This window comes from Lachnoclostridium sp. Marseille-P6806 (assembly GCF_900625025.1).
Taxonomy (GTDB): Bacteria; Bacillota; Clostridia; order Lachnospirales; family Lachnospiraceae; genus CAG-791.
Genome location: NZ_LR130582.1, coordinates 43,981 through 64,152, shown reverse-complemented (window position 1 = coordinate 64,152; position 20,172 = coordinate 43,981). Strand labels below are relative to the sequence as shown.

15 protein-coding genes and 1 pseudogene are annotated in these 20,172 nt (G+C 53.5%); 2 read left to right on the top strand and 14 right to left on the bottom strand.

Annotated elements, in window-relative coordinates; genetic code table 11:
• Positions 1-28: 28 nt before the first annotated feature.
• The 13 genes and pseudogenes from E0E20_RS10385 to E0E20_RS10325 form a co-directional block, all read right to left on the bottom strand.
• On the bottom strand, positions 29-2,248 hold the full coding sequence (locus E0E20_RS10385; protein ID WP_130838137.1) for an alpha-galactosidase: 2,220 nt from the start codon (positions 2,246-2,248) through the stop codon (positions 29-31).
• 55 nt (positions 2,249-2,303) lie between these two features.
• A complete protein-coding gene (locus tag E0E20_RS10380; protein ID WP_242622757.1) occupies positions 2,304-3,029 on the bottom strand; it encodes a carbohydrate ABC transporter permease in 726 nt (241 codons plus the stop codon).
• A gap of 15 nt (positions 3,030-3,044) precedes the next feature.
• Positions 3,045-3,946 (bottom strand): annotated as a pseudogene (locus tag E0E20_RS14620) (carbohydrate ABC transporter permease).
• A gap of 123 nt (positions 3,947-4,069) precedes the next feature.
• A complete protein-coding gene (locus tag E0E20_RS10370) occupies positions 4,070-4,678 on the bottom strand; it encodes an AraC family ligand binding domain-containing protein (protein WP_130838136.1) in 609 nt (202 codons plus the stop codon).
• Between the two features lie 19 nt (positions 4,679-4,697).
• Complete coding sequence (locus E0E20_RS10365) at positions 4,698-6,386, bottom strand: alpha-galactosidase (protein ID WP_130838135.1); 1,689 nt, start codon at positions 6,384-6,386, stop codon at positions 4,698-4,700.
• A 96-nt stretch (positions 6,387-6,482) separates the two neighbouring features.
• Positions 6,483-7,412, bottom strand: coding sequence for a zinc-dependent alcohol dehydrogenase (locus E0E20_RS10360; RefSeq protein ID WP_130838134.1), 930 nt, complete (start codon positions 7,410-7,412; stop codon positions 6,483-6,485).
• A 107-nt stretch (positions 7,413-7,519) separates the two neighbouring features.
• On the bottom strand, positions 7,520-8,845 hold the full coding sequence (locus E0E20_RS10355) for an aspartate aminotransferase family protein (protein ID WP_130838133.1): 1,326 nt from the start codon (positions 8,843-8,845) through the stop codon (positions 7,520-7,522).
• Between the two features lie 22 nt (positions 8,846-8,867).
• A complete protein-coding gene (locus tag E0E20_RS10350) occupies positions 8,868-9,926 on the bottom strand; it encodes an NAD-dependent epimerase/dehydratase family protein (RefSeq protein WP_130838132.1) in 1,059 nt (352 codons plus the stop codon).
• On the bottom strand, positions 9,923-11,164 hold the full coding sequence (locus E0E20_RS10345) for an apiosidase-like domain-containing protein (protein WP_130838131.1): 1,242 nt from the start codon (positions 11,162-11,164) through the stop codon (positions 9,923-9,925). The genes E0E20_RS10350 and E0E20_RS10345 overlap by 4 nt, the downstream gene beginning before the upstream one ends.
• 18 nt (positions 11,165-11,182) lie before the next feature.
• The gene (locus E0E20_RS10340) at positions 11,183-13,129 is read right to left on the bottom strand and encodes a family 20 glycosylhydrolase (RefSeq protein WP_130838130.1); all 1,947 of its coding nucleotides are present in this window, start codon (positions 13,127-13,129) and stop codon (positions 11,183-11,185) included.
• Between the two features lie 25 nt (positions 13,130-13,154).
• Entirely contained in the window at positions 13,155-14,753 is a 1,599-nt protein-coding gene (locus E0E20_RS10335) for a DUF3502 domain-containing protein (protein WP_130838129.1), read from the bottom strand.
• A 43-nt stretch (positions 14,754-14,796) separates the two neighbouring features.
• Positions 14,797-15,693 (bottom strand): carbohydrate ABC transporter permease, encoded by an 897-nt coding sequence (locus E0E20_RS10330; protein WP_130838128.1) that lies wholly within the window; start codon positions 15,691-15,693, stop codon positions 14,797-14,799.
• Between the two features lie 18 nt (positions 15,694-15,711).
• The gene (locus E0E20_RS10325; protein WP_130838127.1) at positions 15,712-16,638 is read right to left on the bottom strand and encodes an ABC transporter permease; all 927 of its coding nucleotides are present in this window, start codon (positions 16,636-16,638) and stop codon (positions 15,712-15,714) included.
• 295 nt (positions 16,639-16,933) lie between these two features.
• On the opposite strand from E0E20_RS10325, the gene E0E20_RS10320 reads away from it, so the two are divergent.
• Complete coding sequence (locus E0E20_RS10320) at positions 16,934-17,740, top strand: response regulator transcription factor (RefSeq protein ID WP_130838126.1); 807 nt, start codon at positions 16,934-16,936, stop codon at positions 17,738-17,740.
• A complete protein-coding gene (locus E0E20_RS10315; RefSeq protein ID WP_165444070.1) occupies positions 17,715-19,523 on the top strand; it encodes a sensor histidine kinase in 1,809 nt (602 codons plus the stop codon). Before E0E20_RS10320 ends, E0E20_RS10315 begins: the two co-directional genes overlap by 26 nt.
• A gap of 161 nt (positions 19,524-19,684) precedes the next feature.
• On the opposite strand, the gene E0E20_RS10310 is transcribed toward E0E20_RS10315, so the two are convergent.
• Positions 19,685-19,948, bottom strand: coding sequence for a hypothetical protein (locus E0E20_RS10310; RefSeq protein ID WP_130838124.1), 264 nt, complete (start codon positions 19,946-19,948; stop codon positions 19,685-19,687).
• Positions 19,949-20,172: the final 224 nt, after the last annotated feature.

Below are 20,172 nucleotides of genomic sequence, written 5' to 3'. Positions count from 1 at the left end.
GACTTTCGGGTCACAGCCCCGTTTCTTCCTAGATGCGGTCTTCCCAGCTGCGGACAAGATGGAGCACCCGGGATTCAAAATCCCGAAGCGGCGGCATAAGAAGCCCTGCCCGCATCAGCTCGTCTCCGCTGCGCACCGGCTCCCTCTGTTCTCCGCCCTCTCCCGAAACCAGAGCGATCCGATATTCCGCCTCCGGATCCAGCCCTCTCGGATAAATTTTTCTTCCCCCGACGTTGGGTCTTCCAAGCACCTGAACATAGGTAATGAGCGCCTCCGACCCGTCCGGCAGAGCAACCATCCAGCAGTCAAAGGGCTCCGCCTCGCTCCATGAGCGGAGACGATAATACTCTCCTCTCTCATACAGCGGATGATAGCGATGGTAGCGCCCGACCTGCGCCCGCATGAGTTCCTTTTCCTCCTCCGGTGTCCGCGTAATATCCAGTTCATAACCGAAGCTCCCCGCCATCGCGACGTTCGCCCGTGTCTCAAGCGGCGTTACGCGGCCGACCTGATCGTTCGGCACCTCTGACACATGCGCCCCCATGCAGGTCATCGGGTACAGCATGGACAGTCCCTCCTGAATCCGCAGGCGCTCGATGGCATCCGTGTCGTCCGAGGACCAGATCTGCGGGCTGTAATAGAGCATCCCCGGATCAAAACGCGCCCCTCCCGAGGAGCAGTTCTCAAAGAGCAGCTCCGGAAATTCCGCTAGCAGCCTCTCCTGCATCTCATACATGCCGAGCACGTAGCGGTGCAGCAGCTCGCCCTGCGATTCCTCATCCAGCGCCGCGCTCCCAAGGTCAGAGAGATACCGGTTCATATCCCACTTGACATAGTCCGCCTCCGCCTCATGCAGAACGTTCAGTATCGGCTCCATCACCGCGTCGCGGACCTCGCGCCTCGTGATATCGAGAACCAGCTGATTCCTGCTGCGGGACGGCTCTCTCCCGTCCAGCTGAATCGCCCAGTCGGGATGCGCCCGGAAAAGCTCCGAATCCGGATTCACCATCTCCGGCTCCACCCAGATGCCGAATTTCATGCCAAGAGCGCGGATGCTCTCCGCCAGCACGCAGATCCCGCCGGCCAGCTTCTCCTCATTGACAAACCAGTCCCCGAGCCCTGCGTTGTCGCTGTCGCGCGCGCCGAACCAGCCGTCGTCCATGACGAACATCTCCGCTCCGCACTCCCGCGCCGCGGCGGCAATCCGGATGAGCCTGCTGCTGTCGTAATCAAAGAACGTTCCCTCCCAGTGATTGATCAGAATCGGACGCGTCCGGTTTTTCCAAGGGCTCCGGATCAGATGCTCCCGGTAGAAGCGGTGCAGATTCCGGGTCATCCGCCCGGTTCCCTCCGCCGAATAGGTAAGCACTGCCTCGGGGGCCGCAAATGTCTCCCCCGGCGCAAGCCTCCATAGAAAGCCCCTCGGCTGTATCCCCATGACGACGCGGAGCTGATCAAACATCGAGAGCTCCGCCTCTGCAAGGAAGCCGCCGGAGTAAATAAAATTCATGGCATAGATTTCGCCCTTTTCCTCGTCGGTTCCGGGCGTCGTCAGGCCGATGAACGGATGTGCCTGCGGGCTCGACACGCCGCGCTCCGAGGAGATCACCTGTCTTCCGTGATGAAGCGAAATGCTCTCCTTGTGGCACTCCCGTCCCCATGCGCCGAACATGCCGAGCGCGGAAAAGCCCCGGTTGTCCATATCCATGGACGCGCTGAGAACGCGCCCGAGACGGAGCCTCTGTGTTCCCCCGTTCCGGACGAGAACGCTTCTTACAATCACATCCTCCGCGGCAAAGACCGAGTAGCGGAGCGTCACAAGAAGACCCAGCACCGGATCCTCCAGATCAAGCTCCAGCGTCTGCACCTCCCGCTCCGTCCCAAAGGCTGCCGGCAGTCCCGGCAGCCCCGGTTTGCCGTCCATGATCCGGTAATCCCGGTAAAACAGCTCACAGCCGGGCTTTCCCTGTTCACTGATGACATCCAGACAGCTCTCCCGGAAATCCCCCGCTCCCCCTGTGGGATACTCAAAGGGGAACGACGCCAGAAACGCGAGCTTCTCCCTCCCAAGCTCAGCCGGCGGCGGCGCTTCATGGAGGCGAAGCCCCTCTCTCGCCGAAAGGCGCCGGACCCGCGGGCCGTAGTACAGATGCCCCACGTAGCCGTCCTCCGTCACGCCGATCCCGTAGCTTGTGCGCTCCGTGTCCAGCTTAAAAATATGCGTATCAGAAAAATATTGTATCGACATATCGGTCCCTGACCTCTCATTGTGTTGATGTGCGGAAAACATCAAAAATCCCGCGTCATAATTTTCCTCCGGAGGTGGCGATGCCCTCGATGAACTGTCTCTGGAAAAGCAGATAGAGCACCACCATCGGCAGGCAGGCGATCAAAGACGCCGCCATAAGCTCCGGATATTTTGTGGAATACTGGCCCTGCATCGTGGCAAGCGGCGCCATAACAAAGATAAAGGTCTGCGGAATATTGCAGCCGTCGAGGCGCGCCGCCTCCTCCAGCTCTCCGGGCAGCCCCATGTATGCCTGCCGGAGGAGAAAGGTTCCGAACGCCGTGACCAGTCCCGGAAACACCAGTGCGAACATCGTATTGTTGGCCCCGAGGCGCGAGATCATGAGATACTGCGGGATAACGAAGATCTGCGTCGGTATCATCATCTGCACCAGAACCACGCCGAACGCCAGATTTTTTCCCCGGAAGCGGAGCCTTGCAAACGCATAGCCCGCAAAGGTCGCCGTGAGGCAGGCGCAGACGACGCGCCAGAAGATCAGCAGCAGCGTATTCCGGTACAGCCTCAGAAAGCTCATGTTCTTCCACACCGTGGAAAACGAGGCCGTCCGCCACTCCGACGGAAAAATCACAAAGGGATTGACGGAGGTCGCTTCCGTAATGGACTTGAACGACGTCAGCACCATCCACACGAACGGCACAATCATCACAATCGAAAATACAAGCAGGAAGACATGGATCAGCAGCGATACCAGCAGCCTGTTTTTCTTCATACTGTTCGTCATGCTTACCCCTTTCCCCTATGAATAGAATACCCATTTCTTCTGAAGATACATCTGCACCGCCGTCATAATCAAAACGATGACGAGAAGAAGAATCACAATCGTCGCCCCGTAGCCCTTATTCTGATTGATAAAGGAATAGCGGTAGAACAGATAGACGATGGACTGCGTCTGCTTCAGCGCAGGGCTCGTCCTGTCCTCGACCATATAGATGAGGTCGAACACCTGCATTCCTCCGATCACTCTTGTCACAAGGACAAAGAAGATGGTCGGCGAAAGCAGCGGCAGCGTGATGTGGAAAAAGGTGAACACGCCGCTCGCCCCGTCCGTCTGCGCCGCCTCATAGTAGTCCCTCGGAATATCCTGCAGTCCTGCGAGAAACAGAATCATATTGTAGCCGACGACGGACCACACGCCGATAATCCCGATGGAAAACCACGCGATCCGGGGATCCGATATCCACTGCACGTTGATGTGGAACATGTTATTGATCAGACCGAACTGCGAATTATACAGCCAGCGCTACACCATGGCCACCGCGGCGGGCGCCACCACCATCGGCAGGAAAAAACCGCCCGGTACACTCCCCGGCCGCGCATCTTCCTGTTCAGAAGAACGGCAAATACCAGCGCCAGCGCAATCGAGAGCGGAACCTCCACGACCGTATACTTGAACGTGTTCAGCACCGCCTGCCACACCTCGGAATCATGGAGCAGCGTCTCGTAATTCTTGCCCCCGATGAAGATATTTTCCCGCCCGAAATCTCCTGTTTTGAAAAACGTCTGATACAGGGACATGAACATCGGGATAATATTGAGAATCATCAGCCCCGCAATGGTCGGAAGGACAAAGATCCATCCCCAGCGGTTCTGACTGCGCTCCCACGGCGTACGTTTCCGTTTGATACTGTGTTTTTCCATAGCTTTCTCCATGGCGGGGTGGCGGGAGCCGCAGCGGAGAAACAGCCGGAACCCTGTCCGACTGCTCCGCTCCGCGCGGCATTTTCCCACGCGCTCCGCCGGATATTACCCGGTCATAATAGTTCAGTTGCTGGCTGCCGCTTCGTTCGCAATATCGGCGTTCATCTTCTCGTTCTCCGGCGCCGCCCCACTGTTCTCCTGCAGTTTTCCCGGAACGACGATCTTCTGCGGCGCATCCTCCGCCTTTCCCTCCATCATGTCCGTCAGCAGCCCCATGAGAAGACCCGTCCGATGCATTTCGTCGGCGTAGCCGAAGCCCCGATATTCGGCGATCTCCCGGATCACCTCGCTGTAACGGGACACACTCGTCAGGCGGATCGCCGGATTGTCCCGTGAGAAGCCGATCTCGTACATGATCTTTTCCGCCTCCGAGCCCTGAAAGCCGACCCAACAGTATTTCCACGGCTTTTGTATATCCGCGGTATACACATAGCTCTCGCCGGGATACAGCCCGAACGCCTGACCGGCATGGAGATGCCAGAGCTTTTTCCCTTTCATCAGGGTTCCTTTTCCCCTGAGGATGATATGAATGATGTAAAAGCTTCTCCTCTCGTTCCACGAGTGACCGGAGCCGCAGGTCGATATCCCGCTGTATGCCAGATGCACCTTGCCGGTAAAATACCGGCGCTTCAGTTCGTTGATGTCATCGAGACTGCACTCCATGATTTCCATATATTTCCGCTCCTGTCATTCAGACGCCCGCCATAAACGGCGTGTCAAACCGCTTCCCGGAATCAAAATTTGTCCCCGTCTCCTCGTACCAGTCATAATGGATCCGACGGTTATTACCGTCCTGCCAGAGTTCCGGGCAGTCGTTCAATATCCAGTCAAACGGATATGCCCGCCGTTTCCCCTCGGCCGCCATCGCAATGATTTCCGACAGCTCTTTCTTCTCCTCCGGGGAGAGCACTCCCGGCTTGGCCGAAAGGAACAGCGCCGTCCCGCTCCTTGCAATCACATCCGCAAACTGCCGGTTAAAGCGCCACGGCACCTGCTCCGTGATGCCGACGCAGTCCGCGTCGACCATATAAAAAGTCTCGTTCTGAATCAGACGGAACGCCAGCGTGTTTACGCCCACACTCCTCGTCCTCTCCCAGCTAAGTCCCGAGGTGTCATCTCCCGTGCGCATGATATGCATAAGCCCGGCACCGAGATGTCCGACCGCATTGCACCCCAGCACAAGAGCGCCGAAAGGCGCCGATTCCTCCCGGACAGCCGCGTAAAGACGCTTTACAATCTCCGCCCCGGTAAGACTCTGGTCGTGAAAATGCCAGCCGCTGTCCGTGACAAGAGGATGCATCTCAAATCCCCATTTCCCGAAAAGGTCATAGGTGGAAAAATCGTGCTTCAGCAGGCGATATCCCCAGCCGCAGAGCGTCCGGATATCCTCCCGGATATAGTCCAGCGTTCCGGGAACGGAGGGATCAAGGTGCCCTGTATCAAGCCGCCCCGATTTCGGAACCGCCGCATCCCTGTTATGCAGCGGACGGAACCAGATGCCGGGGATCGCTCCCCTTTCCGCGATGTCTGCCGCAAGCCCCTCCATATCGCCGTAGGCTGCGCCGCCGGCTCTCCATGGCCCGCCGTTGTAATCGGCGCCGTGCCGAATCTGCCAGCCATCGTCGATGACCATATAGGGCGGAAGCACGGTGCGGGCGGAAAGCTCCATGAGATAATCCGTGTCCCGGAGCAGCTCCTCCCGCGAGCTTTCTCCATAGGCATAATACCAGTTGTTGCCGCCAAACACCGGGCGATCTGGGAGGAGAGGCGCCGGGCACAGCTCACGGCAGAAATCCCGTCCCGCCTCGTAGCTTCCGCTCTCTCCGTATTCCCGGTAGATGATGGTGCAGACGTCAAGCGTCCGGTTCCCGAGAGAAACGCCGTCGCCCCCGCAGCGCAGATCCATGTAGAGCGTAATCCCTTTCGGGTCCGCCTCAAAGAAGCAGAACGCATTCGGCTGCACCCTCACGCCGCAGCCGTAGACATCCTCATATTTTGAAATGAGAAAGTACCACGGGAGAGGCCGTCTTGCGCTGACTCCTCTCCATGCCAGATCGCAGTAGCTGCGCTCCCACGCGTCTCCGAGTATTCTGGACTCGTTCGCCTGATTCGTCTGCCAGCGGAGCCTTACAAAGCGCAGCTCCTCTCCCGGAGCCGACACACGGACCGTAGTATCCGGTTCTCCCTCTAAACAAACGCGGATTCTCCGGCGCGCCCCATAGGCCTTGTCCGGCTGAAAATGCTCCGAGATATGCTCTTTCTCCGTATGAACTTCAATCCAGTGAGGCATTCCCAGCGACAGCTCCTGCTTTCTCATACCATGCTTCCCCTTTCCGCCCGCTTCCGCGAGAGCAGCCGTCATGACTTCATATTTTTTCATTATAGCATCTCCTGCAGACAGCAGAATGCCTGTGCGCAGCCTTTCGGGCTACGCACAGGCATTCTGAGGACATCCGAGAGACCCGCCCCGGCCTCGTTACGGGATTAAAAGCACCCGGAAGCCGTTCTTTTCCCTCGACCGCTGAAATCCTTCTTCCCAATGATCCAGCGGGAGAACAGAAGAAACATAGCCCTTCAAGTCAATTTCCCCCCGATCCGCCATGGCGAGCACACGCTTCCACATCGCGCGATCGTACGCGATGCTGCCTATTATCTTCCGGTTATTATAGACCAGCGCTCCTATATCAACTGTCAGAGCTCCTGCGGGAATCCCCACCTGAATCAGCTGTCCGTCATAGCGAAGCAGCGCAAGGCCCGAAGACAGCGCCTGCTGGCTTCCCGAGCACTCAATGACGGTATCAAGCCATTCTCCCTCCGTAAAGCGCTTTACCTCCTCATGCAGATCCTGCATTCCGAGATCCACCGTCACATCGGCTCCATGCTCTGCGGCAATCCGGAGGCGCTCTGCATCCATCCCCGACACCATGACCCTTGCGCCCGCGAGCTTTGCCGCCTGCAGGGCAAACTGCCCGAGCAGCCCCGGCCCTGTAATGAGAATCCTGTCCATCGGCCGAACCTGCGCGCGGCTGATAACACTGTTTGCTGCCGCGGCCAGCGGCTCAAGCAGCGTTCCCTCCTCATAGCTGACCGAATCCGGGAGATGAAACACCCAATCGTCCTCCCGTTTTACCACATAGCGGGCAAAGCCTCCATCCATGCATGCGGCCACATGATCGCCGACCACAAAATCTCTCACCTCCGCACCCGTCTCTACAATTACCCCTGTATATTCATGCCCCAGCGGGACGCCCGCCTCCCACGGATAGTTTCCGTCTGCAATGTGCAGATCCGTCGTGCAGATCGCGCACGCCATCACTTGGATTTTCACATCCCGCACTCCGCATGACGGTTCCGGAATCTCGAGGTATTCCACCGTCCCGTGCTCCGTCTTTACAATCGCTTTCATACTTATACCTCGCTGAGGCAAAATCCGCGAATGCGGTTTTGCCGAATGCGGCACCCGGTGCTTCAGCACCGATGGTGCGGTTTGAAAGTTCTGCATCGGCAGAACTCTCAAACTTCAATCCTCCGCAGACCCTTTTCCAGAATATCCATCGCCTCTCCCGCCTGCTCTTTCCGAATAATAATCGGAGGTTTAAGCTTGACCACGTTATGCGCTGTCTGAAAGAAAAGCCCGTTTTCCTTGCAGAAGAGAAACAGATCGTGCATCGTCTCATTATCCAGAGGCTCCCGCGTGGCCCGGTCCTTGACCAGCTCAACCCCGATGGCGAGCCCCGCTCCCCGTATGTCTCCGATGCAGGAAAGATTTTCCTGCATTTTCCTCAGGCGATTCATGATAAACCCGCCGACTCTGCATGTATTTTCATGCAGGTGATCCCTCTCAATAATTTCTATCGTTTTCAGAGCCGCCGCATAGCTCATGTGATTGTTCTGGAAAGTCTGCATATCCTCCATCAGATTCGTGAATCCTGTCAGCCGGTCATGAATCAGGACTCCTCCTATGGGCATCCCGCCTCCGGCCCCTTTTGCAAACACAAGAATATCCGGCTCCACGGAATAGTAATCCGCGGCAAAAAAATGTCCTGTGCGGCAATACGTCTGAATTTCGTCAAAAATGAGAAGTGTCCCTGTCTCCGTACAGATTTCTCTCAGCTTCTTTAAGTATTCCGGGGGCAGCGGGATCTGTCCTCCGCCCGACTGGATCGGCTCCACGATCACTGCCGCTACCACTCCGGCCGCTCCATGGAGAATCGTCTCTCTGACGGCCTCCGCACAGGCAAAGCTGCACGATCCGTACTGCTGATGCCACGGGCAGCGATAACAATACGGGCGTTCTGCTCTGATAAAATGCCGCTGGGCATGCACCGCAAATCGAAAAAATTCAGGATTTAAGACTTCCGTGCCGCCGCGTCCGGATATAAAGCTGCCCGCCGCGGTGCCAAAGGTCGTCCCGTGATAGCCCCCGTACAGGGTGATGAAGAGATCGCTTTCCGGAACATTCTTCAGCGCGATTTTCATGGCCGTCTCAATCGCCGGCCCGCCGCCGATCGTAAAGGAAAGCCGGTTCAGATGTTCCGGGGCAACGGACGCCATTTTGTGATACAGCGTATAGCGGAGATCGGTCTGATGAAGCGGCGCGACGACAGGCATATTCAACGCCTGCTCATAGATGGCCTCGGCAATCTCCTCATTCCCAAAGCCCAGAAGACACACGAATTGTTCCGATGTGAAGTCCATGTATCTCTTTCCCTCGGTATCCTCAAAATAAATTCCGTGCCCGCCTTTCAGCTCCACGCCGCCGGGCTGCCTGAGACAGGGCATAAGATGTCTGCTGTACTCCTGCCGCTGCTCCTTTGTCAAAGTATAACGATTGCCCATAGCTATCCTCCCGTTTTTCCTGTCACAGCCTTTCCACCGCTCTTTCTCGAAGCTCATCCATGCCCTGTTCCCACAGCTCTATGAGCGCATCCTCAAAGCAGGGCCGTCCCGCTTCTTCAAATCCCCCGCAGCGATCCTGGTATTCCACAAAATCTCCGGCCGCGTCTTTCAGAGAATATTTCCATACAAAATCCGGAAATTCTATCCTGAATTTTTCAACGGAAAAATACAGGTTAAATCTGGACAGATCATTCAGCGTACTGTTTCTGACCGCATCGTGATCCAGCGAATTTAAGAAATCGGTTGGAATATGAACGATTTTGATCGGAAGTCCCAAGGCATCCCCGAACGCGTGCAGATACTCATCGTAGGTGACCGCTTCCGGATTGGCGCAGTTATAGGCCTGCCCGCAGGCGCTCTCCTCCTCGCACAGCCTCGCCAGCATCCGCCCCGTGTCAAAGGCAGCTCCGGCATCGATCAGCGTGGTGCCGTCACCCGGTGAATATACCGGCAGGCCTCTCCTTATGCGGGAAACAATATGCGCTCCTCCATCCCGTCCGAGCGCTCCAAGCGCAAAGGTTTTCCCCATGGAATATCCCGGCCGGACAATGGTAAGACCTGCAATCCCTTTGTCATGCAGCTCCTCCCGGTAAAAAATTTCTATCTCCTTTTTATTTCTTGCATAGGTATTATTCGGCTGATTCCACGGATCGCCCTCCCGCATGGGGAGATGAGACAGCGGATACCCATAGACATCGGCCGTGCTGATAAAGACGAGTCTCCTGCAGGGAGAATGCTTCAGCGCCTCCGCAACCGTTTTCGCTTCTGACAGTTCAAAGCAGGTACTGTCCACAATCATATCCGGGCCAAAAGCGCTCAATATCTCCTGCAGCCGGTCTCCGTTTCTGCAGTCCCCGTAAAATACTTCTATTTCCCGATCAAGGCCAAACAGCCCTGTCGCCGTTCGCTTCACCACCCCGATGGAATGTCCGCTCTCAAGCAATGTGCGAATTGCCGATTCCGATATATTGCCCGGTCCCCCTAAAAACAGAACGCGTCCTGCATTCTTCCCGTTCTTCATTCTTTCCTCTCTTTCTGCAGAGCATCCCCGGCAAACGAAAGGAGCAGAAGCCAATCCGTGTCGCCTCCGGCATTCTGTCCCGGCACAGAAAGAATATCTCCACAGCTTCCCTCTGTCGGAAAATGTTTTCCGCTGACCGGATCAATCCATTTCCCGTGATACCGGCCTTTCCCCTGAACAGAAAACCAGCGCGTATCTCCCACATACGCAATCAGAAGTCTCTCATCTCGCGTGGCCGCCGCAGGGATGAGGTCCGAAGCGGCATAGGGCATTTTGGACCGCCGGGTCTCCAGCAGCTTCCCCTCCGCGTCCGGCTGAAGCTGCTCCCACGGAATGCTTTCCATGATTTCCCTCAGCACGCCGATATGATGAGCCCCCGCAGAGAACAGCGACTCCCTCCAGAACATCGTCGCCATCCACACATCCTTATGCCCGTACGTCTGCCCTGCTCCTCCGAGAATGACCGACGCATAGGCAAAGCCTCTTATCGTCTTTGCCGTTATATCGCGGTTTCCCTCATAATGCGTTTCTCCAAGCACGGCCGGCTTTTCCGGGCAGCATTTCGCCGCCCCCAGCATCTGCCGGACACAATCCCCGCGGTCATACGTGTAATTCAGCGAAAAATCATACCAGTCCTGATCTCCGTACAGAGGATATCCCGGCCCGATTCCGGCATGAAAGGTCTGAAGAATATCGGGAGCAAGCTCCCGCACTCTTTCCGCGCATCGGATGATCTCGCTCCGAAGTCCCTCCGCATCGTCATCTCCCCCGTGAATAAATGCGATGATATTGTCCGTGTTCCGATACCGCTGCGCCACGGAGGAAATATACCGGCCGACCTCCGGCATACGATATAACGTATGCCAGTCGTCCTCCCATGTACTCAGCCACATCGGGGCCACGGCAAAGCACAGTCCCAGCTCTCTTCCGTACCGGAGCACACGATCCACATGCTGAAAATACGCTTCATTCAGCTGATCGATTTTCCCCGGCGCAGAAAAAGGAAGTTCTCCATAGACATTGGTCTGATAGATACGATGCGGCAGCAAATGCACCTGCACCACCGTGAATCCCTGACGCGCCCTGATTTCCAGATAATCGCAGGCCTCCTCGTAGGAGAGCATCCAGAAAATGCGCCAGCAGGTATCCGCGTTCCAAAAGAAAGGAGTTCCCGTCTGATCCTCAAAGCATCGTCCGCCCTTTCGCACCCTTATCGGAAAAACATATTTTCCCTCCATTCGGTCTCTCCCATTCTCTCAGGCAAGAAAGCTGAGCTCCTGCACATACACGGCATATCCCTGATGCGCTGCGACGGCTGCGCTGCAAAGTGATTTCTCCGGAAACGGATTCTGAAAAAGATACCGGTAATAGGTTTTTTCTCCCATCCGAACGGGCAATGTTCCATAGGACAGCTCGATCAGCCTGTCGTCCACCGTATACGACGCGCCGCCCGGTTCCCGGCGTCTTCCCCATGAAACATTGATATTGCCGATGTTTTCCCCGTAGACGATCGGAAGCTCAGCGCGGCTTCCATCGGTATAGGAAAGCTGAAGCGCGGCAATCTCATACTTTTCCTTTTCCGGGAAAACCCCATCCACAAACCAGACAAATTCCGGAGCATAATCCGTTCCGAATACCGCCTCGACATAGCGGATTCCCGGGCCTTTCTCTGTCCGCTTCAAGCTGCCGCTGTCAGGATTTTTCAGCTGATAGAGATTCTCAAATGCCTCCTCCTGCTCCCTGTCGAAATCGGCCTCCTCATAGCGGCCGTTCCAGAACATCCTGCACGCATACGCTATATTGAAAAAAATGCCGTTTCGCTGCAGAATCACCTCATTCAGCGAGCTCCAGTTGGAAATCAGGGCTCCATGCACCGTCTTGCCGATGTGCTGTTTCCAGTTGCAGAACAGATAGCTGTCAAAATTTCCATAGCGGATATTCAGTCCCTCCGCCAGCAGCTCATCCTCCAGCTCCTCTCCGAGGGGCCAGCACCAGTGAAGAATCCTGACGCTGTGATCAATTTTCTTTATCGCTCCGAATGTCGCCGGCATAATTCCGACAAACTGCCCGTCCTGCACATGGAAAGCCGGAAAATACATTTTGATCTCCGCGCCGCCAAACGGCCCTGCGCCCGGCACACACGCATTTTTCAGCAGCTTATCTCCCCAGATCATCGTCTCTATTCCCTTTTGCTTAAGATAGGCTGCCGTTTTATTGACGTCATCTGCAAAAATATCCTCTGCCTTTTTCTTCCGGCACTGCTCGCAGATGCCGATTGTATAATATTCATCATGCCCGATATTGATCATTTTCGGGCGGAACACCTCTGCGACCTCATCAATGACGTCAAACAGGAGCTGATACGATTTGGGGTTGGACGGGCAATAGGTGTCCGGATACGGGTCATCCCTGCGCTCGGCGATATCCTCATTTCCCATCAGCAGATAGTCACAGTGTCCCAGTGCCGGGATCTCCGGGATCATTTCGATTTTTCTCTCTTTGCAGAAGTCCGCCAGTTCCCTCAGCTCCTCCTGCGTCAGACAATCGCCGCCTCCGTTTTCCATATGAATCGCATTTTTGTACCACGGAAATGTCTCATCCTGAATGACCTTCGTCTTTCCGGAATACTCTCTCATCTCTTCGCAGTATTTTCGCCAGCCCTCATTGATCTCCGGGTGGCGCCGGTATTCCATCGCGCCTCCGATCTCGATCATCAGAAGATTAAATTTGAAGTAGACAAGAATATCGACAAATTTTCTGAAAAAATCGAGATCCTTCCTCGCCGGAACAAAAACCTTAACCCCCCGCTCCGGACAGATCGGAGCGTCAAACCGTATGAGCTCCGAGATCCGTCCCAGATCGGCAAGGCGAATCAGCTCCATGGCTCCGTAAATCGCTCCTCTGTCATCCGCGTAATAGATCGTAATCGTATTTCCCCGGGCAAGCGTGACACAGCCCTCCTCCGGGATGCGCTCCGGCAGATGCGGAGCATCTGCCGGAAGACACTCCTCCGGACAGGAAATTGTTTTCACAAAACGGATGGATTCATAGCAGTCTCTCTGATCTCCGGAGGCAAAGCCGAAATCGGACAGCAGCTCTTCAATAATCGGCAGGCCGCTTCGGATCTTTGTATATACCGATACATAATGTCCTTCCCCCAGAACAATGCTCTGTCCGCGCTCCAAACAGTCTCTTGCCGCCATCTTCTTCCATCCCTCTCTGTCATGTTTACTGCGCCGCTTCAAACCTGGCTTCCGCCTGTTTTTCCATCTCCTCGTTGACCGCCTCTATTCCCGCCTCATGGAGCTTTTCCTTAAACTCATTCAGGGTCGCTTTCGGATCCTCTGTAAAGCCCAGATACAGAATAGGCAGGTATTCAGACAAAACATTCGATGTATTCGCGATCTCCGTCGCTACGTTCTCTGTCTGAAATGTCATTCCATCCAGCGGATGATGCACCGCCTGTTGGTAGAAATAGCTGTACATCAGCTCATCATAGCCGTCAAAGGATTCCTCCGGAATTGAGGGCGTATTGGAAAAACACCAGTAGGAGTAGCCGCCATAACCCTCAGGATCAATCGCTCTCGTCTTCTGCAGCTGCTGTCCCTCATATTCCACCGTCTCCAGAATTTCATTGTGAACTCCCGGAATCCCGGCATTGACCAGGAAATTGATATCCGGATCATAATTCAGGAGATCCGCCGCCATCATCGCGCGGTCAATGTTCTTTGTACGGGCATTGAAAGCAACCCCCTGCGAATACCCTACCGAGCCAAGCTTTTTCCCCTCCAGAAGATTGACATATTCAATTTTCCAATCCGGATGGCTGACCCTGGCCGCCTGCCATGCAGCATCCGCATCAGAAATATTTCCCAGTTTCACCGCGCTTTTTCCATTTTCAAAGCGTTCGGCATTGGCCGAGGTCAGATCGCTCTTCGACAAAAAGCCTTTCTGATTCCACCTGGCCATACGCTCCAGATGCTCCTCGTACCCCGGCAGATCATAAAACGGCGTGAGAGAAATTTTTTCAGGGTCCGTGAAGTCATAGGTCAGTACTCCCGTGTGCTCCCCCGCCAGATACCAGTGCTCGTCCGGATATACCACAATGGCCCGCATGTACATCTCTGCATTGTCGCTGGAAATATCGAGAGGAATCATGCCCGCCTCATTCTTTTTGACATGATCCATATACTCTTCCAGCTGATCCACGTTCTTAATTTCATCCATTCCATACTTTTCTCTGAGATCGCCGCGGATCATGAACCCGTAATGATTCGCAAAATAATTATTCTGCGGAATAAGATACATGTTTCCGTTCATTGCCGAGCTGCTCCATGCCACCTCCGGAAGATGTTCGACACACATCGGACAGTTTTTCCTGATCAGATCCATGGTCAGAGGATAAAAGCCGCCTTTGGAAGCCGTTTCCGAATACAGCGCCCAATCCGCCGTATAAATCATGTCAAAATCTTCTCCTGAGGAAAAAAGCAGAGGATACCTCTGATCCCAGTCTCCCCATGACAGATATTTCGGCTCGATCGTCGCGTTGATCTTCTCTTTCAGAAGCTCGTTGATGCGCTCCCAGACCATCTCATTGTCTCTGGCCGGTTCTCCGATGAAGTAAAAGGTCAGCTCCACCGGTTCCAGTGCGGCTTCCTCCTCTGCTGCCTGATTCTCGTCAGCAGCTTCCTCCGCCGCATTCTCGGTGCTTTGCGCCTCCGATGCGTCTCCTGCTCCGTCCGTTTTTACGGCGCTGTTCCCGCAAGCGGTCAAAACCGTCAGTGCGGTTGTCAGCAAAAGACCTGCCCACATTTTTTTCCTTTTCATATTCCCTCCTTTTATTGTATGAAAACATATGCCGTCGGTACGCTCATCCCTTAACAGCGCCGATCATGATACCGCTCACAAAATATTTCTGAATAAAAGGATATAAAAGCAAAATCGGACCTATGGTAATCAGCGTCATCGCCATTTTGAATGATTCCTCCGGCGGCGTGACCGCTGTCAGCTGAGGAACTTTGGAAACCAGTTCTCTCAGCATTGTAATCTGCGACAGCATCTTATACAGATAGTATTGAAGAGGAATCAGCCTGCGGTCGTCGATATACAGCATGGCGTTGAACCAGTCGTTCCAGTAGCCCAAAGCCATAAACAGACCGATCGTTGCCAGAATCGGTTTGGAAAGCGGCATGACGATCCTCGAAAAAATCTGAAACTCTCCCGCACCGTCGATCTGCGCCGATTCGACCAAAGACTCCGGTATCGCAGAAGAAATAAAGCTTCTGACAATAATGATGTAAAACACATTGATCAGCAGCGGCAGAATCAATGCCAGAACATTATTTTTCAGCCCCAGATAGCGGATCATGAGTATGTACTTCGGAACGATGCCTCCGTCAAAGATTGTTGTGAAATAAAACAGAAAGGAGAGCACATTCCGATAGCGGAAGCACTTTCTCTGCAGGACATAAGCCGCCATTGTCGACAGAGCAATGCCCGCTCCCGTCCCCACCGCCGTAATAAAAATCGTCACTCCGTACGCATTGAGAATCTCCGCCGGGTAAGTCAGGATGGCCCGGAAAGCCGCTGTCGAAAACTCTCTCGGGATCAGCGAATAGCCATATTCCAGTATGGAGGTTTCCGAAGAAAAAGCTCCCGAAATAATGATCAGAAACGGAAAAAGACACAAAACCGCAAAAAGAGAAAGATACAGACCGGCAATCAGGTTGAATATTACTTTTTCTTTCGTCAGTTTATAGCGATGCATATTTTTCCCTCTTTTCGCTTAAAACAGTGCATAATCAGACTCTGCGCGCTTAACCGCCGCATTAACGATCATAAGAATTGCAAAATTAATCAGGGACTGCATCAGGCCGGCCGCCGAAGACATCCCGACATCCTGAAGCTGCAGCAGAGACCGCACAACAAAGGTATCGATCACATCCGTCGTCTCATAGAGAAGCGGATTATTCCCCGTCACCTGATAAAACATTTCAAAATCGCCCTTAAAAATGCGTCCTACATCGAGAAGCACAAGCGTTACGATCTGCGGAACAATGAGCGGAATCGTAAGGGAAAAAATCTGGCGGAATTTTCCGGCCCCCTCGATTGATGCGGCCTCGTAAATCTCGCGGTCTATCCCCGTAATCGCCGCCAGATAGATTACCGATCCATAGCCCACCCATTTCCACGCATTAACCAGCACCAGCACATATTTCCATGCTCCGACATCGCTGTACATATCCACCGGATCGGCCCCCAGCGTCCTGAGCAGCGTGTTAAGCGATCCATATTCATAATTGAACAGATTATAGATAAAGCCGCCTACAATAACCCATGAAATAAAATACGGCAGAAAAATCACAGACTGCGATATTTTCTTAAAATATCTGGAACCTATCTCCGTGAGAAAAACCGCCGTCAGAATCTGGAGGGACTGATTTACCACAATAAACACGGTGTTGAAAGCCAGGGTATTCCATGCCACCCGAAAAATCTTCCCTCCGCTGAACAAAAACCGGAAATTCTTCAGTCCGTTCCACGGGCTTCCAAAAATCCCGTCGACATAATTGTAATTTTTGAAAGCCAATACCGTCCCCGCCATCGGTAAATAAGAAAAGATAATGTAATACAGGATAGCGGGCAGGATCATCATCAGCAGCACCCTGTCACGTCTTACGGCTCCTCTCCCCCTTTTCTCTGCAGCTTTCATGGCTTTTCTCCTCCCTGCTGATCGTTCTTTCTGCTTTCTCCCTGCCACCAATGTAACGCCCGTCCTCTTTCTCAACAATCGCAATATTCTGATAAAATAGCAAAAATCCATGACAATATGCGCATATTTTCACTATTATTTTCTCCGGATCGGTTTTGCACGGGTATATGTTGTATAATTTTTTTGTTTCACACAGGGTTCTGTTGTCAGATTGCACACATCCGGACATCATGAAATGCAGTCGTTTCGAATCCGGCACCGCCCGCTCTATTAGGCAGAATGAGGAGAACAGACTATGATCACGCTTCTGATTGTGGAAGACGAAGCCGCAGCCCGCTCTATTCTCACGGAATTTGTGTCATGGAAAGAAATGGGAATTGAAAAAGTGTATTCTACGGGAGATGGGCTGAGCGCCCTTGATCTTGCGAAAGAAGTACACCCGGACATCATACTGTCCGATATCAGAATGCCCAAAATGAACGGACTTGAATTTGCCGGGCAATACCGGAAAGTCAATTTTGACTGTCAGTTTATTTTTCTGTCAGCTTATCCGGAAAAGGATTATTTTCGGGCCGCCATGCGTCTTCGGGCTGTGAACTTCGTCGAGAAGCCCATTCGCATCAGACAAATTGAAGAGGCCGTACAAAATGCTCTGGCAGAAATCCGCCGCGAAGAGGGAAAAATAAAGCAGGCTCTGGAACGCTCCATGAACCGGGAGGAATCAGGCGAATTGCCCCCTCCCGAGCTTCCGCCCTCCGCCAAGCTGCTCACCTCAAAAACGCAGAGCATCATACAGAAGTCTTACAGCGATGAAAATCTGTCCATCGAGCTCATCGCCGCAAGACTCCGCATTTCCTCCGGATATCTGTCTTCTATTTTCAAGAAAAACACCGGCATGACGATCAACCACTATTTGACGCAGATACGGATTGAAAGCAGCAGAAAGCTATTAAAAAACAGCCGGCTTTCCCTGTCCGATATCTGCAAAAAGTCCGGCTACCGGGATTACAACTATTTTTCACGAGTCTTCAAGGAAAATACGGGCATGACCCCCAGTGAATACCGGAGGTATGAAAATGACACGGAAGAGTATCCGGAATAGCAGTCAGCCGCAGGCCCGCTTCACCGGGGGCTCCTTAAAAAGAAAAATACGGATTTATACCTTTATCCTCCTGATCGCCCCGATCCTTGCCTTTACCGCTCTGTCTTTCCAAAAGACAACACAGCTGATCCAGCAGCAGTCCCTTCAGGCTATGGATCAGAACTTTTCCAGCGGGAGCGAGGAAATACAGCGCTTTTTCTCAAGTCTGCAGGTGACTGCGGAAAATGTTCTGCGCTCGCAGGGGATTTACCAGTTCTCCGATCCCAGCGCCGAAAATGTCATCAGCCAGAAAACGCTGTATGCCGATGTGCAGTCCATTTTCAGCTATCTGGAGCAGGTATCCGAAGCCGACAGGATACGCCTTTATACCGATCAGAAGAAGCTCTACGTCGAAAATGAAAATACGGTGCTCCCTTTTTCCGTCATCTCCGGCAGTCCATGGTTCTCTGAAATGATTCAGCAGAATGAAAGCCGGCGCTTTCTGTCTCCGTCCCTGTCCGGATATGAGACGGATTATTTTTCCTACGTGAGTATACTGTACTCCATGTCCGGCTTGACGATCCCTGCGGGACTGCTGAGCGTTGACCTCAGCAGTCAAAAAGTGGCGGAGATTCTGGAAAGCTTTTTGTTTACCGACAACAGCTTTGCCTGCATCTCTGAAAATGACACCGTCATTCTGGCCGTCGGCTCTGCCGAAGGCTTTCCCTGCCGCCCGGGGCAGGCGGCCCCGACGCTCCATTCTCCGAAAAACGCGGACAACGCCTCCCTGTGGTTACTCGGTCAGTACGGCGGATCGCTCTATTACTTTCGCCGCACTCCCATCTCCCAGAGTCCCTACATTCTCTCCGTTTATGTTCCGGTCAATGAAATTTTCAAAGAGCATCACATTCTTTACAGCGAGCTCCTCGTCTGCTCCCTTTTTCTGGGCATTGCCTGCTGGCTGATCGCCGACATGCTGGTCTCTTCACTTCTCCGGCGTATTTTTCTGCTCCACCGCGAGACCCGGAAGGTCATGTCGGGAAATTTTGATATTGATCTGACTCCGCAGGGGAATGATGAAATCAGCGCTCTCATGACCAGCTTTCTGTCCATGACAGAGCAGCTGAAAATAATGATCGCCAAACAATACGACATGGGTATTGCCGTAAAAAACGCGGAATACGAGGCCTTGCAGGCGCAAATCAATCCCCACTTTCTCTACAATACACTAAATCTCATCAACTGTACTGCCATCCGGCGGGGTGTGCCCGAAATCTCTGACATTGTGAATATGCTGGTCGACTATTACCGAAGCAGTCTGGCAAACGGCAACGATATCGTATCGATAGCCCAGGAAATACACCATGCGTCTACCTATATAAAAATTCAAAACATGAGATTTGAAAAAAAGACAAGCTTTCGGTTTGAATATCAGGATTGGATGGAGAGCTACGCCATCCCCAAGATCATCCTGCAGCCTCTTGTTGAAAATTCCATTCTGCACGGCATTCTGGAATCAGAAAGAGACTGCGGACTGATCGAGCTGAAATCCCAATTTTGTGAAAACGAAATCATCCTGGATCTGACCGACAACGGGATCGGGATGACAGAAGAAAAAATAGCAGAGCTTCTGGATTTTCACGGAACCGCTGCCAATACGCACTACGGTATACGAAATATAAACGAGAGACTGCGTCTTCTTTTCGGTTCCGGATATTGTCTGCAATACCGTTCCACACTCCATGAGGGAACCACTGTCACTCTTCGTCTTCCCGCCGTCCGAATGGAGGAGGATACAGCATAAGCTGTGCCTCGCTGTCTTCATCGCAGACAGGGCAGCCAGTGCCCTGTCTGTGATTTGCCTTTCCTATCCCATCCACTCAAGGGCGGGCACAAGGCAACTGTTCCAGAATGTCCAGTCGTGCTGTCTCGGCCCCTCGACAATCAGCGCATTCGAAAGTCCGATCACTCTTCCGGAAGATGGAGAAGTCCTCTGACATAAGCTACCAGCTCTCTGTCGACAAAGCTCGCATATTTTCCTCCTGTATGCGCCGCGTCCACATAGAAGCTGTTGTCCCCGGACGGCATGACGACTGCCAGATTATATTTTCCGTCCAGCTCCCGAATCGGGCTGCCCGTGATCCAGTCTGCCGCATCGCCCGAGTAGCCGTGCAGCAGGACAGGCAGGCGCATCGGCCGGCTGTAATGGGGATTTCTCTGCTTCATCATCGCATTTGCGTCATCCGGCGCCGTGATATAAAAATCCGTGATTTTGAAAGCTCACTCGAATAATAATGAATGTGCATCAGTGACATGATAAAAAGCCTCCTTTGCCTCGGGATTGTTTCTTTCCTCCGTCGCCGAAGCATTCTGACAGCTGGTTGCACGGCGGACATAATCCTCCACGAAAATGCGCTCGCCGTTCCAGACACTCCTATCCGCATACAGGGGAA